The organism is Mesorhizobium sp. SEMIA396, assembly GCF_024518615.1.
Taxonomy (GTDB): Bacteria; Pseudomonadota; Alphaproteobacteria; order Rhizobiales; family Rhizobiaceae; genus Mesorhizobium.
The window spans coordinates 79,985-94,999 of sequence record NZ_JANIFC010000006.1; the positions used below are offsets into that span (position 1 = coordinate 79,985).

Sequence of the window (15,015 nt, forward strand, 5' to 3'; positions counted from 1 at the left end):
CGCCAGCTTCGCTTTGCGAAGCCGCCGCCGACCTTCCCCACAAGGGGGAGGGTTGAGAAGCGCGCTTACGCCGACCGCACCGGGTCGAGCGTCACCTTGTAGAGTTCGTTGTCGTCGCGATCCATCAGCCGCACCGTCATCTGCTCGCTGGCGCCTGAAATATCGACGAGCCCGAAGAATTGCAGCCCGGCCGAGGGCGGCAGGTTCTGTCCCTGTTCGGCGGTCGGCGCCTTGATGAACTTCAGCTCCGGACCGAACGTCATGTCGAAATCGTTGGGACCGAACGTGCCGGCATGGATCGGACCCGAGACGAATTCCCAGAACGGATTGAACTCCTGGAACTGCGCCTTGTCCGGGTTGTAATAATGCGCGGCCGTGTAATGCACATCTGCGGTGAGCCAGACGGTGTTGCTGATGCCGGCATTCTTTATGAAGCGCAGCAGGTCGGCGATCTCGAGCTCGCGCCCTTTTGGCAAGCCATTGTCGCCATTGCTGACCGCTTCGGCGCCAACCTTCTTGGTGCCGTCGTCCCAGACGACGAGGCCGAGCGGCACGTCGGCGGCGATGATTTTCCAGGTCGCCTTCGAATTCGCCAGTTCGCGCTTCAGCCATTTCGTCTGCTGCTCGCCGAGCATGCGCGACTGCGGCGTCATCTCATCCTGCATGTCGGGACCATTGGGGCCGCGATAGGAGCGCATGTCGAGGAAGAACACGTCGAGCAGCGGCCCATAAGCGATCTTGCGATAGACGCGGCCGGGCTCGGACGGTTCGTAGCGGATCGTCGTCATCTCGTGGAAAGCCCGCGCCGCGCGGGCCGCCAGCACGTGGATGGATTTTTCCGTGTAGCGGCTGTCGGCGCTGAGATCCTTGGAATCCGACCAGTTGTTCAGCACTTCATGGTCGTCCCACTGGTAGAAAGTCGGGCAGATGGCGCTCAGGCCGAGCACGTTCCTGTCCATCATGTTGTATTTCCACTGGTCCCGGTACTCGTCCAGCGTTTCGGCGACCTTGCGCTTGCCGTCGATCAGCACGACGTTCTTCCACTTGCCGCCGCCGGGCAGGTCGACCTCGTCCTTCATGGCGCCGTCGGCATAGATGGTGTCGCCTGAATGCAGGAAGAAGTCGGGCGTGTGCTTGCCGATCGTGGCGTAGGTCTTCATGCCGGTCTCATCGATGCCCCAGCCCTGGCCGGCGGTGTCGCCGGACCAGGCAAAGCGGATGTCGCGCTTCGAGGCTGGCGCCGTCCTGAAACGGCCGGTGATCGGCTCCGAAACGGCGTTGATGTCGGCGAGATCGGCCGATGTCATGCGGTAGAAGATATCCTGGTCCGAAGCGAGGTCGGTGAGCAGCCGCTTGACCGTGTAATCGCTGGCCGGCGACGTATCGAGCGGCGCCAGCCGCGTCGCACTGGCGAAATTCTCCGTCGACGACACCTCGAACATGACGCGCGACGGTCGGTCGGTGCGCGTCCACACCATGCCGCTGGTGGCGTCGACATCTCCCGACTGGACGCCATGGGTGAAGGAAGGCCGCTGATTGGCGCGCGAATAATAGGGCAGCGCCAAGCTCGAGACGCCGGCCAGGCCAACGGCGCTGGCGGATGTGACGAAGGCGCGGCGGGTCATCGAGAGCTTGTTCATGGCTGTCTCCTGGTGGCTTGAACGGCGCCACCAAGGTCCAGCGTCAATGTTTCAGGCGCATCTCGGGATGATGAAGTTTTGATAACAATGAACAGGGTAATCTCCCCCTCGAGGGGGAGATGTCGCCAAAGGCGACAGAGGGGGTCGCCGCGCGTGGAGCGCTAACCTCCTTCTATCGCAAGAGGCCGAGCCCAGTCGGACCGACCCCCCTCTGGCCGCTTCGCGGCCATCTCCCCCTCGAGGGGGGAGATTAGCGTCGCGCCTAAGCCGCTTGCGGCTCCGGATCGAACGCCGGCTTGCTGGTGTTGATCAGCAGCGAGATACAGGCGGCGGCGATTGCCGTCATGCCGGCGATCAGGAAGGCCAGTTCGTAATTGCCCTGCAGCTCGCGCATGGTGCCGCCAAAGGCGGCGGCAGCGGCCGCACCGATCTGGTGCCCGGCGACGATCCAGCCGAACACGATCGGCCCACTGCGATCGCCGAACGCCTCGTTGGCGAGCCGCAGCGTCGGCGGCACGGTGGCGATCCAGTCGAGGCCGTAGAGCACGGCGAAGATGATCAAGCTGGTGGCCGAGAAGCCGGAATAGGGCAGATAGATCAGCGACAGGCCACGAATGCCGTAATAGACGCCGAGCAGCTTGCGCGGATCGTAGCGGTCGGTGAGCCAGCCCGACAACGTCGTGCCGATCAGGTCGAAGATGCCCATCATCGACAGCAGGCCGGCGGCCTGCACTTCGCCGATGCCCATGTCGCCGCAGAACGCGATCAGATGCGTGCCGACCAGCCCGTTGGTGGTGAAGCCGCAGACGAAGAAGGTGGCGAACAGATACCAGAACACCCGCGTGCCGGCGGCACGGCGCAGCGTCGAGAACGTATGCGCCAGAAAATTGCCCTGTGACGCAGGCGGAGTGGGCGGCACGTCGTCAGCCTCGGCGCCGTAGCGCACCATGCCGATCGATGCCGGCCGCTCCGGCACCAGCAGCCAGACCAGCGGTATCAGGGCAGCGGTCGCGATCGCGACCGCAATGACAACCGGCTGCCAGCCGCCCGACTGCGCCAGCGCGGCGATCAGCGGCAGGAACACCAGCATGCCCGAGGCGCTGGAGGCCGACATCAATCCCATGACAAGCCCGCGATTGGTCTTGAACCACCGGTTGACGATGGTCGCGCCGAGCACGCTGGCGACAGCACCGGAACCAATGCCCGAGAACACGCCCCAGGTGATGAACAGATGCCACGGCTTGGTCATCAGCAGGCTGAGCGCGGTCGAGCCCGACATCACCACCAGCGAGGCCAGCAGCGTGCGGCGAAGCCCGATGCGCTCCATCAGGGCTGCGGCAAATGGCCCTGTCAGGCCGTAAAGCAGGATGCCGACACCGGCGGCCAGCGAGATGATGTCGCGCCGCCAGCCGAAACTGTTCTCCAGCGGCAGCATCATGACCGAGGGTGCGGAGCGCAGGCCAGCCGCGACCAGCAGGCTAAGGAAGATCACGCCGACCACGACGAAAGCGTAGCGCTGGCCAAAGGGGCGGGATTGAGCTATCATGTTACTGACCGGTACGTTGCAGGTGGAGTATGTATACGTACCGATCGGTAACATTGTCAATCGAGCCACACGATGCCAACCGACAAAAATATTGATCTGACCATCAGCGACGATCATGCGTCGGCGCCGCCGAAAGCAGCCAAGAAGATCCTCGATGTGGCTTATGACCTGTTCTACCGGCGCGGTATCAGGGCGATCGGCGTCGACGAGATCGTCAAACGTGCCGGCGTCACAAAGCCCAGCCTCTATCGCAGCTTTCCGTCCAAGGATGAACTGGCCGCCTCCTATCTCAGGCAGTACGATCTTGAATATTGGGAGCGTTTCGACGAGGCGGTTGCCGCTCATCCCGGCGACCCGCGCGCACAGATCAAGGCTTTCCTGACCCGCATCGGCAAGCGCACGCAAGTGGCGGACTATCGCGGCTGCGGCATGACCAACGCGGCGGTCGAATATCCCGACCACAGCCATCCGGCCCGTGTGGTCAGCGAGGCCAACAAGCAGGAATTGCGCCGCCGCCTACGCGCCATGGCGGTTGCGATGGGCGCGCAAGACCCTGACACGCTCGGCGACGGCCTTCTGCTGCTGATCGAAGGCGCCTATATCAGTGGCCAGCTGTTCGGGCTCGGCGGCCCGGCGCAAGCGGTCGCCCGCAACGCGGACCTGCTGATTGAAGCGAGCTTGAAGAAATAACGTTTGGCGCTACGCTGCGGCAGCTTGCAACGGAGATTGACCGCCATGCGTGCCATTCTGATCCCGCTTGTTCTGGTCGGTCTCGGTCGGGCTGCGCAAGCCGACGGCATTTCCAGCGCCTACACCGATCTGGATTCGAAAAAGGATTGCGTGACCTACGCGCAGGCCGAGGAAGGCGACGGCGACTGGGCCGAACTCGCCTGTTCGGGCTATCGCGGCTATCCCGTACTGATAGCCTATGACGATGCCCGTGAATCGCTGTTCTACGGCTTTCCCCCCGGCGGCGACATGACAACGGTCTGGGAGAGCTTTTCCGGTTTCAATTCGTCCGGAGCCAAGATCGAATGGCGCATCGAGACCACCGGCGACAAGGCTGTGCCCTATGCAGCCATCCATCGCCGCTCGATCAGCAATCCCGAGGACGAGAAAAAGCCGACCGAGGTGCTGCTCGTCGCCAAGGTCGGCCAGATGGACGCCCGCGACGGCTGCACCGTCGGCCTGGTGCTGGCCACCGGCAATCCCACCGCCAACGATCAGGCGCGCAAGCTTGCCGACGACAAGGCACGCACCTTCGCCTGCGGCAAGGACAGGCGCACCGTCATCGGCAATGTGCCGGCTTTTGGCCGGGTGGATAACTGAGCACGGCGGAGATTGGGCATCGCACCCGTAGCTTCGTCATCCACGGGCGGAGCAAGGAGCGTAGCGACGCAGCGCAGACCCGAGGATCCATGCCGCGACATCAACACCGCCGCGGCGGTGCAGAATTCCGTTCCGCCGCACACGTCGCCTGGCGTCACGGCATGGATACCAGGGTCTCCGCGACGCCGCTTTGCGGCTGCTCCGCCCTGGTATGACGAAGTTGGGCTACTTGCTCGCCTTGGCCCGCTCGATCGCATCGACGATCATCTTCTTGGCATATTTGGAATCGTGCCAGCCTTCGATCTTGACCCATTTGCCGGGCTCGAGATCCTTGTAGTGCTCGAAGAAGTGCTGCACCTGCTGGCGCGTGATGTCGGGCAGCTGGGTGTATTCGGTGACGTTCTCGTAGCGCAGCGTCAGTTTCGGCGACGGCACGGCAATGATCTTCTCATCCTGGCCGGCATTGTCTTCCATGATCAGCACGCCGATCGGCCTGACGTTGATGACGCAGCCCGGCACCAGGGCGCGCGTGTTGCAGACCAGCACGTCGATCGGATCGCCGTCGCCCGACAGCGTGTGCGGCACGAAGCCGTAATTGCCGGGGTAGCGCATCGAGGTGTGCAGGAAGCGGTCGACGAACAGCGTGCCGGCTTCCTTGTCCATCTCATACTTGATCGGCTCGCCGCCGATCGGCACCTCGATGATGACGTTGACGTCCTCAGGCGGGTTCTTTCCGCTGGCTATGGCTTCAATGCGCATGGCTTAAATCCCTCTCTCGATGGACGATCGATAGCGGGCGGCGCGTCATGGTGCAATGCGGCGAATGGTGCTGGCTGAAATCGGGAGACGCAATGGCCGAAGGGCCGGGCTGTCATTCCCAGACGAAAGCGACCTTCTTGAGCGCCTTCTGCTCGAAGATCTCGACGCCTTCCGCAACATCGCGGCCGCCGGCGCCGGCATAAAAGGCGAGTGCGTTCTGGTTGTCTTCCAGCGCCCACACGACCATGCCTTTCAGCCCGTGATCGGCCAACCGCGCCTTGGCTGCCGAAAACAGGCGGCTGCCGAGCCCGATGCCCTGATATTCCGGCCGCAGGTACAATTCGTAGATTTCGCCTTGCTGCCTGAGTTCACGGGCGCGGTTCTTGCCGATCGTCGCATAGCCGGCGATCTTTCCGCCGATCTCGACCACCAGAACAGTGGCGGCGCGGCGAATCGCATTCGCCCACCAGTCGGCACCTCGACGGTTGATCATCGATGTCAGGGTGCGGTGCGGAATGATGCCGGAATAGGCGCCGCGCCAGGCCTCCAGATGCACCTCGGCGATGGCACTGGCATCGCGCGGGTCGGCTTTCCGGATGTCGATCGTCAGCGTATTCATGATTTGTTAACCATAAACCCGCATCGCCCGATTGCAAGAGTCCCGGCGGCCCGCCGGCTGCTTTCTCACAGGCGATCATGGCACTGATGAGATCAGGCAAAGCCTGCTTGAAAACGCGCTCAGCCGAGGCGGATGGCGTGGCCTTCGAGAACCGGAGAGGAGCGTTGTTTTGCACGTGAGCACCGGCCTACGCCGGCCGAAGCCTGCCTGCCAAGGCCGCTTATGAGTGAGTGCTTCGGTCGGCGAAAGCCGGAAGCGCAGAAAACCGCGTCAGGCGTCCGGCTGAGTAGCGTTTGCAGGCGGGCTTTCAGATTTCGACGAGATGGTCGTCAAGTTCGTTGCTGTCGCCCACCGTGACCGGGAAATGCTCGGCCAGCACCGCACCCACCTGCTCGATCGCCTTGACGAAGCCGTCGGCAAGCCGGTCGTCGCCGGCATGCGCGGTAAGGTCGCGCACGACACCGTCCCAGACATGCTGGCCGACCTTGGCGTCGATGCCCGAATCGGCAACCACTTCGGCGTAGCGTTCAGCGATCGAGACGAAGACCAGCACGCCGGTGCGCGCCGTGGTGCGGTGGACGTTGCGGGCAAGGAACTGCTTGCTCGCGTTGGCGTGCGCCGCCTGGTAGCGCAGCCGCCTCGGCACCAGATGGATGCGCAGGCCGGGCAGCGCCCACAACAAGGCCAGCACGCAGGCAAGCGCCAGGAGCTGGGCGAGGACGAAATGCGGCAGCCGGATCGACAGCCACCAGGCCTCCAGACCGTAGCCGACCGCCAGGCTGACGATCAGCATGCACACGGTCGCCATGAAGGCGGCCGGGAAGAAATAGCCGTCGCTGGCATGCGCCACGACGCAGTAGATCTCGCCGTCGGTTTTCTCCTCGGCGGCGCGGATCGTGGTTGCGATGCGCTCATGATCCTGCGGGCTGATTGGTCGTGTTGCCATGATATGTCTCACCAGCTTCCTGAAGAACCGCCACCACCCGATGAGCCGCCGCCACCGGAAAACCCGCCACCGCCGCTTGATCCCGAAGACCAGCCACCACCGGAGCTCCCCGACGACCAGCCGCCCGAAGACGAACCCGTTGTCCAGCCACTGCTGCCCGAGTACCCGCTCGGCCCACGGCCGTAACGAAACGTCATGCCCAGCCATCTGTACACGCCCGGCGACAGCTTCGTGCCCAACATCGGCGGCAGGAACGCCATCGCCAACCCGCCGAAAAACATCGTCGCCCACAGGATCAGGAACACGGCAACGATCGGATCGATGGACGTGCCGTCATCGGCGGGATTGCGCTTGCCTCGCGCTTCCAGCTCCTCCGGATTGCCTTCCAGCACCATGACCATGTCATCGACGGCTTTGCTGATGCCGCCGGAGAAGTCGCCGGCGCGGAAGGCCGGCACCATGTCGTTTTCGATGATGAGCTTGGTATGCAGGTCGGTCAGCGTACCTTCCAGCCCATAACCGACCTCGATGCGCATCTTGCGGTCGTTCGGGGCAACCAGCAGGAGCACGCCATTGTTCTCGCCCGCCTGGCCAAGTTTCCAGAAGCGGAACAGGCGGTTGGCGTAGGGCTCGATCTCCTCGCCATCGAGGCTGGGGATCGTCGCCACGACGATCTGGTCGGAACCTTTTGTCTCGAAGTCGGCGAGCTTCCGCGTCAGCGCCGCCTTGGTCGCGGCATCGATGATGCCGGCATTGTCGACGACGCGGCCGGTCAGCGCCGGCAGGTCGGCCGCGTAGGCCGTGATACAGGAGAACAGCACGACCGCAGCAATCAGGACGGCCGAGGCGAGGCGGTCGCGTTTCGACAGGCTGATGCTGGGTATCGTCATGCCATCACCAGCTTCCCGACGAGCCGCCGCCGCCGGACGAACCGCCACCGCCGGAAAAACCGCCGCCGCTGCTTGACCCCGAAGACCATCCGCCGCTGGAACTTCCCGACGACCAGCCACCACGAGAGGAGCGCCGGTGCGGCTCGAAGGTCATGCCGAGCCAGCGGTAGCGGCCGGGACCGAGCTTCTGGCCGAAGATCGGCGGCAAGATGGAGACAGCAAGACTGCCGACCATAATGGTTATCCAGATGCCGATGAACACGGTGAAGAACAGGTCGCCGGACTCGAAGGGCGCTTCCTGGTTGCGCTCGCCGCGCGCCTCCAGCTCCTCCGGATTTCCTTCCAGCACCATGATCATGTCGTCTACGGCTTTGCTGATACCGCCGGAGAAGTCCCCGGCGCGGAAAGCCGGCACCATGTCGTTTTCGATGATCAGCTTGGTGTGCAGGTCGGTCAGCGTACCTTCCAGCCCATAACCGACCTCAATGCGCATCTTGCGGTCGTTCGGGGCAACCAGCAGCAGCACGCCGTTGTTTTCCTTCGCCTGCCCAAGTTTCCAGAAGCGGAACAGGCGGTTGGCGTAAGGCTCGATCTCCTCGCCCTCGAGGCTGGGAATCGTCGCCACGACGATCTGGTCGGAGCCTTTTGTCTCGAAATCGGCAAGCTTCCGCGTCAGCGCCGCCTTGGTCGCGGCATCGATGATGCCGGCATTGTCGACGACACGGCCGGTGAGCGCCGGAAGATCGGCGGCGAGGGCGGTGAAGGGAAGGAAGAAGAGGCTTAGAAGAGCGAAAAGGAACCCTAGGCTTGCGTTCCGGGGCGCCCCCCTCTGCCCTGCCGGGCATCTCCCCCTCAAGTGGGGAGATTGGCCGTCATCTCCGCTTTCGCCAATTTGCAACGTCGCAAGATCGGCGTCAGCGCCGAAGCTGCCAATCTCCCCCCTTGAGGGGGGTGAGGACTGATCCGCGTAGCGGACGGGAAGCCAATTGCTTGGCTTTCCGAACGACGAACGCCCGAAGCGCCAGCGAAGGGCCGGTTCCGGTAGGACAGAGGGGGGTGTTTGCACGCCAGCAGCCCGTCATTTCGCGGGATTTATTCCGATGACAGTCGACGTTCACCCGCCCTGCTTCGTGCCGAAATCGACCTTCGGCGGCTGCATCTTGTCTTCGGCGACAGTGAAATTGGCAAAGGGCTCATTGCCGCGGAACCAGAAGGTCGCCCACAGCACCGAGGGGAAGGTCCTCAGCGTCAGATTGTAGTCCCTGACCGCCTGGATGTAGTCGCGCCGCGACACCGCGATGCGGTTTTCGGTGCCTTCGAGCTGGGCTTGCAGCGCCAGGAAATTCTGATTGGCCTTGAGGTCGGGATAGGCCTCCGAGACCGCGATCAGCCGCGACAGCGCGCTGGTCAGCCCCGCCTGGGCATCCTGAAACTTCTTGAGGGCTTCGGGATCCTTCAGCGTTTCCGGTGTTACCGTGATCTGCGTTGCCTTGGCGCGCGCCTCGACCACCGCGTCGAGCGTATCCTTTTCGTGCGAGGCATAACCCTTCACCGTCTCGACCAGGTTGGGGATGAGGTCGGCGCGGCGCTGATACTGGTTCAGCACCTCGCTCCACGCCGCCCTGGCGTTTTCTTCCGCTGTGGGGATGGTGTTGTAGCCGCAGCCGGCAAGCAGCGGCAGCACGATCGCCATCATCAGGAAGGCGGGCAGCGTGCGGAAAATGGACGGCGAGGCAAGGCGCTGGGCAAACATGATGGGGTCCCTCGGTAGAAGTTGCACGCGAAGCATTACCACAATCAGCGCGCAAGAAAACCGCCCGGGCCGGCAGCCCCTCGCCTGCCATGCCCGATGCCGCTGCAAGGGTCTGTGATTGGCCGTACGAACGCGATAAGGTCCACAAAACGGGACATCATCATGGCGGAGCGCCAGGACAGCGAGAAGGAATCGCGCCGTATCCTCGAGCGCATCGCGCACGAGACGAATCCGGCGGGCGACTCGTTTGCGGGGCGGGCCGCGAAAGGCATGCGCGATCACGTCACCGCGGCCGATGCCGATCGCGCCGATCCGATCGAAGTTTGGGGCACCCGCTTTGGCCGCACGCTGGGCCTGCTGCTGGCGCTGGGCCTGATGGTCTGGCTCGTGCTTTACGTCATCCGGGGCAGTTAGGAATCAAACGACAATGAGCGCCGAACAAACCGACGCGCCGCGTGCGGTCATCGTCATTTCCAGCCATGTCGCGCGCGGCTCGGTCGGCAACCGTGCCGCCGTGTTTGCGCTGGAGACCCTGGGGTTCCCGGTCTGGGCGGTGCCGACCGTCATCCTGCCCTGGCATCCCGGCCATGGACGGGCAACACGGATCGTACCGCCGCTCGACCAGTTCAAGGCGCTGATGGCCGATCTCGAGCGGGCGCCATGGCTGGGTGAAGTCGGCGCCGTGTTGTCCGGCTATCTCGGCGAGGCCGGCCAGGCCGAGGCCGTCGCCTCGCTGGTCGCCGCGGTGAAGGCAAGGACACCCGGCGCCGTCTATATCTGCGATCCGGTGATGGGTGATTCGGGCGGCCTCTACGTGCCCGAGCCGACAGCCATCGCCATGCGCGACCGGCTGATGCCGATCGCCGACATAGCCACCCCCAACCGCTACGAACTGGAATGGATGGCCGGCGCCGCGTTGCCCGACCTGAAATCGGCGATCGCGGCAGCGCTCCACGCCGGACCATCGACCATGCTGGTCACCTCTGCGCCGTCGATGATGACGGGCGGCACCGGCAATCTGCTGCTCGATAGCAGCCAGGCGCTGCTCGCCGAACATCGCCTGATCGACAAGCCGCCGAATGGCCTGGGCGATCTGACGGCGGCCGTCTATCTGGCACGTATCCTGTCCGGCCAGCCGCCGGTCAAGGCGCTGCAATCGACGACGGCGGCGGTCTACGAGATCCTGGCGCGCACCGCCAAGCGCGGCGGCGACGAACTGCAGCTCGAAACCGATGCGCAGAGCCTGTCGCATCCGATGGCGATGGTCCAGCTTCGCCACCTCACGCATCCGGGGCGGGGCCGCCGGGCGTGACGTCGACTGAGGCCGTGCTTGTCGGCGTCGACGGCTGCAAGGCCGGCTGGATCGCCGTCCGGTGCGCTTTTGGCATGGCACCGTCGGTCGGTGTCTTTGCAACCTTCACTGCCCTGCTCGCATCCCTTCCCGAAGACGCTGTCATCGCTGTCGACATGCCGATCGGCCTACCCGACTTTTCGGGCAAGGGCGGTCGCGGCCCCGAAGCGCTGGTGCGGCCGCTGCTCGGGGCGCGCCAATCCAGCGTCTTCTCGATCCCCTCCCGTGCCACGCTCTATGCGGAGACCAATGATTTCACCACCATCGAAGCCTGGTATGCCGCGCACATCAGGGCAAGCGAGGTGGCCCTGACCACATCCGACCCGCCGCGCGGAGTCTCGATCCAGGCGTTCGGCATTTTTGCCAAGATCCGCGAGATCGACGCCCTGCTGATCGCGCGACCCGATCTGCGCGGCCGCGTGTTCGAATCGCATCCGGAAGTCGCTTTCTGCCGCCTGAACGGCGATCAGGCCATGCAACTGCCGAAGAAGATCAAGGGCGGCATCAATCCGGCCGGCATGGCGGAACGCAAGGCTCTGCTTTGCCGGCATGGCTATGACACGGCCTTTCTCGACCAGCCGCCACCGCGCGGCGCCGCCGCCGACGATTTCCTCGACGCGGCCGCGATGACGCTGATCGCCGGTCGCATCGCCAGCGGTGAGGCACGGCCGCTGCCCGACCCGCCGGGCCGCGACAGCTTTGGCATTCCTGTCGCCATCTGGGCGTAACGCTGTTGGCCAAGGTTGCGCTCGATGCATGGCATTTCTAGCCAGCCCTCATAATTCTGCATTGCTCGCGACCGGCTTTTGCCGCTAGAGCCTCTCTAGACCGCAACGAGCTGCCGCATCCAACCCGGAAAGGCTCCAGACGCCGCCCATGTCCCATCTCCCTGAACATCTTCTCGCCGGCTACCGCAATTTCATGAATGGCCGCTATCTCACAGAGAGCGGGCGCTATCGCGATCTCGCTCGCGAAGGCCAGGCGCCGGAGACGATGATCGTCGCGTGCTGCGATTCGCGTTCGGCGCCCGAGGCGATCTTCGACGCCGGGCCCGGCGAACTCTTCGTGCTGCGCAATGTCGGCAATCTGGTGCCGCCCTATGCTCCCGATGGCGAGTTCCATTCGACCTCGGCGGCGCTTGAATTCGCCGTGCAGAGCCTCAAGGTCAAGAACATCGTCGTCATGGGCCATGGCCGCTGTGGCGGCATCCGTGCAGCGCTCGACACCAATTCCGCGCCGCTTTCGCCGGGCGACTTCATCGGCAAGTGGATGAGCCTGATCGCGCCGGCGGCCGAAACCGTCTCCTCCAGCACCTTCATGACCGCGTCGGAGCGCCAGACCGCGCTGGAGCGCATCTCGATCCGCTATTCCATCGCCAACCTCAGAACCTTTCCCTGCGTCTCGATTCTCGAGGGCAAGGGGCGACTGTCGCTGCATGGGGCCTGGTTCGATATCTCGACCGGCGAACTCTGGACGATGAACAAGGAAACCGGCGATTTCGAACGGCCGGAGCTGGGATGAACACAGCGGCGCGCAAGGTGGTAAACATCAGGTCGGCCGCTTTGACGGCGGCCGCGCTGCTGATAGCGATTATTGCCGCCCGCGCCGATGATCGTGCCCTCATCAGCCGCTGGTATTCGGCGCTGCTGGTCGCCGACCGCACCGAACTGTCCGACCTGCTCGCCGATGATGTCCGCATCAAGCTGGACGACCTCGGCATCGTGCAAAGCAAGCAGGAATTCATCGCCTCGATGGACGAATGGAAAGGTGCGGTTGCGGGCGCAGCGATCCGGCATCGGATCGAAAAGAGCGAAGGCGGGGTCACCACCGTGGTCGCCTGCTACGACTTTCCCAACAATGACAAGCTCATGCATGAGACTTTCGCGGTGACCGACGACCGCATCACCGCCAGTTCGCAAGCGGCAATCGCCGAGACGTGCGACGGCTTCTGACGCCATCCTGAGGGCCGAGCCGTTGCGCCTTGCGAGGCCTCGCCCTACATCGGGGACGACCAAACCTCTCCCCGTCAACGATCGAAAGACTGTCCATGCCTTCCACGAAAGCCGTCGACCTCGCCGCCCATCCGCTGACCGCGTGGCAAGGGCCGCTCGGCCTGCCCGATTTCACGCGCATTGGCGATGGCGACTTTTCCCCGGTCTTCGACGCGGCGCTGAAGGCGCACGAGGCCGAGATCGAGGCGATCGCCGGCAACAAGGATGCGCCGACCATCGAGAACACGCTTGCCGCGCTGGAACTCGGCGGCGAAGCGCTCGATCGCGTCTCGTCGATCTTCTGGTGCCGCGCCGGCGCCTACACCAACGAGACGATCCAAGCGCTGGAGCGCGACATCTCGCCGAAAATGTCCAGGCATTTCTCGGCGATTTCGATGAATGAGCGGCTGTTTGCCCGCATCGACGATCTCTACCAGCGCCGCGAGAGCCTGAAGCTCGACGCAGAGACCCTGCGGGTCCTGGAAAAGACCTGGAAGGGTTTTGTCCGCTCCGGCGCCAAACTCGATGCCGACGGCAAGAAGCGGCTGGCCAAGATCAGCGAGGAATTGTCCTCGCTCGGTACCAGCTTCGGCCAGAATGTGCTGGCCGACGAGAGCGACTGGGCACTGTTCCTCGATGAGGCCGACCTTGCCGGCCTGCCGGACTTCGTGAAAAGCTCGATGGCCGAAGCCGCCGAGATACGCGGCCAGAAGGGCCGCTACGCCGTCACCCTGTCGCGCTCGATCTACGAGCCGTTCTCGACCTTCTCCGAGCGCCGCGATCTGCGCGAGATCGCCTTCCGCGCCTTCACCATGCGCGGCCAGAATGGCGGCGCCACCGACAACACGAACGTGGTGCGCGACATGCTGCGCCTGCGCGCCGAGAAGGCAAAGCTGCTCGGCTACGCCTCCTTCGCCGCGCTGAAGCTCGATGACACCATGGCCAAGACACCGAAGGCCGTGCACGCGCTGCTCGACCCGGTGTGGGAAAAGGCGCTTGAGAAGGCAGCAAGCGACCAGATCGAATTGCAACGGTTGGCGACGGAGGCCGGCAGCAACGAAAAATTCGCCGCCTGGGACTGGCGCTTCTACCAGGAGAAACTGCGTGCGGAAAAATTCGCCTTCGACGAGGCGGAGCTGAAGCCCTATTTGCAGCTCGACCGCATCATCGACGCTTGCTTCGATGTGGCGACACGGCTGTTCGGCATCACCTTCGAGGAGAAGAAGGGCATCGCTGCCTGGCACCCCGACGCCCGCGTCTTCGTGGTGAAAAATGCCGATGGCAGCGAGCGCGGCCTGTTCCTCGCCGATTATTTCGCCCGGCCCTCGAAGCGCTCCGGCGCCTGGATGAGCGCGCTGCAGTCCGGCTACAGGCTCGGCCACGGTGCGAGCCCGGTGATCTACAACATCATGAACTTCGCCAAGCCGCCGGCCGGCGAGCCCGCGCTGCTGTCGGTCGACGAGGCGAAAACGCTGTTCCACGAATTCGGTCATGCTTTGCACGGCATGCTGACCGATGTCACCTGGCCCTCGGTTTCGGGCACCTCGGTCAGCCGCGATTTCGTCGAACTGCCCTCGCAGCTCTACGAACATTGGCTGACCGTGCCGGCGGTGCTGGAAAGACACGCGCTGCATGTGAAGACCGGCAAGCCGATGCCCAAGGCGCTGCTCGACAAGATGCTGGCCGCGCGGACTTTTGGCGCTGGCTTTGCAACAGTAGAGTTCACCGCATCCGCGCTGATGGACATGGCTTATCACGCACGGCCGGATGCGCCTGAAGCACCACTTCGTTTCGAAACCGAAACGCTTGCAGAGCTGCACATGCCGGACACCATAGCCATGCGTCACCGCACCCCGCATTTCGGCCACGTCTTCTCCGGCGACGGCTATTCGGCCGGCTATTATTCCTACATGTGGTCGGAAGTGCTCGATGCGGACGCTTTCGCCGCCTTCGAGGAGACCGGCGACCCCTTCAACCCGGCGCTCGCCGAACGGCTGCGCAAGAACATCTACGCCGCCGGCGGTTCGAAGGATCCGGAAGAACTCTACACCGCATTTCGCGGCAAGATGCCGTCGCCCGAAGCGATGATGGTGAAGCGGGGATTGGTGTAGCACCGGATAATCTCCCCCCTCGAGGGGGAGATGGCCGCGAAGCGGCCAGAGGGGGTCGGTTCGACCGGGCTCGGCCTGCT

The 15,015-nt window shown here is 64.0% G+C and carries 16 protein-coding genes; 8 read left to right on the plus strand and 8 right to left on the minus strand.

Going from position 1 to position 15,015, the window contains the following annotated elements; translation table 11 throughout:
- Positions 1–65: 65 nt before the first annotated feature.
- Both NP503_RS16060 and NP503_RS16065 read right to left on the minus strand, forming a co-directional pair.
- A complete protein-coding gene (locus tag NP503_RS16060) occupies positions 66–1,640 on the minus strand; it encodes an alkaline phosphatase (RefSeq protein ID WP_127267939.1) in 1,575 nt (524 codons plus the stop codon).
- Between the two features lie 262 nt (positions 1,641–1,902).
- Positions 1,903–3,186, minus strand: coding sequence for an MFS transporter (locus NP503_RS16065; protein ID WP_127267938.1), 1,284 nt, complete (start codon positions 3,184–3,186; stop codon positions 1,903–1,905).
- A gap of 72 nt (positions 3,187–3,258) precedes the next feature.
- Between NP503_RS16065 and NP503_RS16070 the strand changes: the two genes are divergently transcribed.
- Together NP503_RS16070 and NP503_RS16075 are read left to right on the plus strand one after the other, a co-directional pair.
- Entirely contained in the window at positions 3,259–3,876 is a 618-nt protein-coding gene (locus tag NP503_RS16070) for a TetR/AcrR family transcriptional regulator (RefSeq protein WP_127267937.1), read from the plus strand.
- 45 nt (positions 3,877–3,921) lie between these two features.
- Positions 3,922–4,515 carry a hypothetical protein gene (locus NP503_RS16075; protein WP_127267936.1) on the plus strand — a complete coding sequence of 198 codons (594 nt, stop codon included), beginning with the start codon at positions 3,922–3,924 and terminating at the stop codon, positions 4,513–4,515.
- Between the two features lie 225 nt (positions 4,516–4,740).
- Here the strand turns inward: NP503_RS16075 and ppa are convergent, their stop codons facing one another.
- The 6 genes from ppa to NP503_RS16105 all read right to left on the minus strand — a co-directional run bounded on the left by ppa (position 4,741) and on the right by NP503_RS16105 (position 9,482).
- A complete protein-coding gene (gene ppa, locus NP503_RS16080; protein WP_013528997.1) occupies positions 4,741–5,274 on the minus strand; it encodes an inorganic diphosphatase in 534 nt (177 codons plus the stop codon).
- 112 nt (positions 5,275–5,386) lie between these two features.
- Positions 5,387–5,893, minus strand: coding sequence for a GNAT family N-acetyltransferase (locus tag NP503_RS16085; RefSeq protein WP_013528996.1), 507 nt, complete (start codon positions 5,891–5,893; stop codon positions 5,387–5,389).
- 307 nt (positions 5,894–6,200) lie between these two features.
- Complete coding sequence (locus tag NP503_RS16090) at positions 6,201–6,839, minus strand: TPM domain-containing protein (protein ID WP_127271483.1); 639 nt, start codon at positions 6,837–6,839, stop codon at positions 6,201–6,203.
- A gap of 8 nt (positions 6,840–6,847) precedes the next feature.
- Positions 6,848–7,729: a YgcG family protein gene (locus NP503_RS16095; RefSeq protein WP_127272090.1), complete on the minus strand. Its 882-nt coding sequence runs from the start codon at positions 7,727–7,729 to the stop codon at positions 6,848–6,850.
- Between the two features lie 4 nt (positions 7,730–7,733).
- On the minus strand, positions 7,734–8,585 hold the full coding sequence (locus NP503_RS16100; protein WP_127272093.1) for a YgcG family protein: 852 nt from the start codon (positions 8,583–8,585) through the stop codon (positions 7,734–7,736).
- Between the two features lie 258 nt (positions 8,586–8,843).
- Entirely contained in the window at positions 8,844–9,482 is a 639-nt protein-coding gene (locus NP503_RS16105; protein ID WP_127269647.1) for a LemA family protein, read from the minus strand.
- Between the two features lie 162 nt (positions 9,483–9,644).
- Here NP503_RS16105 and NP503_RS16110 point away from each other — a divergent pair, with 162 nt between their 5' ends.
- The 6 genes from NP503_RS16110 (at position 9,645) to NP503_RS16135 (ending at position 14,935) form a co-directional block, all read left to right on the plus strand.
- A complete protein-coding gene (locus NP503_RS16110) occupies positions 9,645–9,896 on the plus strand; it encodes a hypothetical protein (protein ID WP_127269645.1) in 252 nt (83 codons plus the stop codon).
- A gap of 13 nt (positions 9,897–9,909) precedes the next feature.
- Positions 9,910–10,794 carry a pyridoxal kinase PdxY gene (gene pdxY, locus NP503_RS16115; RefSeq protein ID WP_127269643.1) on the plus strand — a complete coding sequence of 295 codons (885 nt, stop codon included), beginning with the start codon at positions 9,910–9,912 and terminating at the stop codon, positions 10,792–10,794.
- Positions 10,791–11,561, plus strand: coding sequence for a DUF429 domain-containing protein (locus tag NP503_RS16120; RefSeq protein WP_127269641.1), 771 nt, complete (start codon positions 10,791–10,793; stop codon positions 11,559–11,561). The genes pdxY and NP503_RS16120 overlap by 4 nt, the downstream gene beginning before the upstream one ends.
- 148 nt (positions 11,562–11,709) lie before the next feature.
- Positions 11,710–12,354 carry a carbonic anhydrase gene (locus NP503_RS16125; protein ID WP_023811712.1) on the plus strand — a complete coding sequence of 215 codons (645 nt, stop codon included), beginning with the start codon at positions 11,710–11,712 and terminating at the stop codon, positions 12,352–12,354.
- On the plus strand, positions 12,351–12,785 hold the full coding sequence (locus NP503_RS16130; RefSeq protein ID WP_127269640.1) for a nuclear transport factor 2 family protein: 435 nt from the start codon (positions 12,351–12,353) through the stop codon (positions 12,783–12,785). The genes NP503_RS16125 and NP503_RS16130 overlap by 4 nt, the downstream gene beginning before the upstream one ends.
- A gap of 95 nt (positions 12,786–12,880) precedes the next feature.
- Positions 12,881–14,935, plus strand: coding sequence for a M3 family metallopeptidase (locus tag NP503_RS16135; RefSeq protein WP_127272099.1), 2,055 nt, complete (start codon positions 12,881–12,883; stop codon positions 14,933–14,935).
- Positions 14,936–15,015 lie beyond the last annotated feature (80 nt).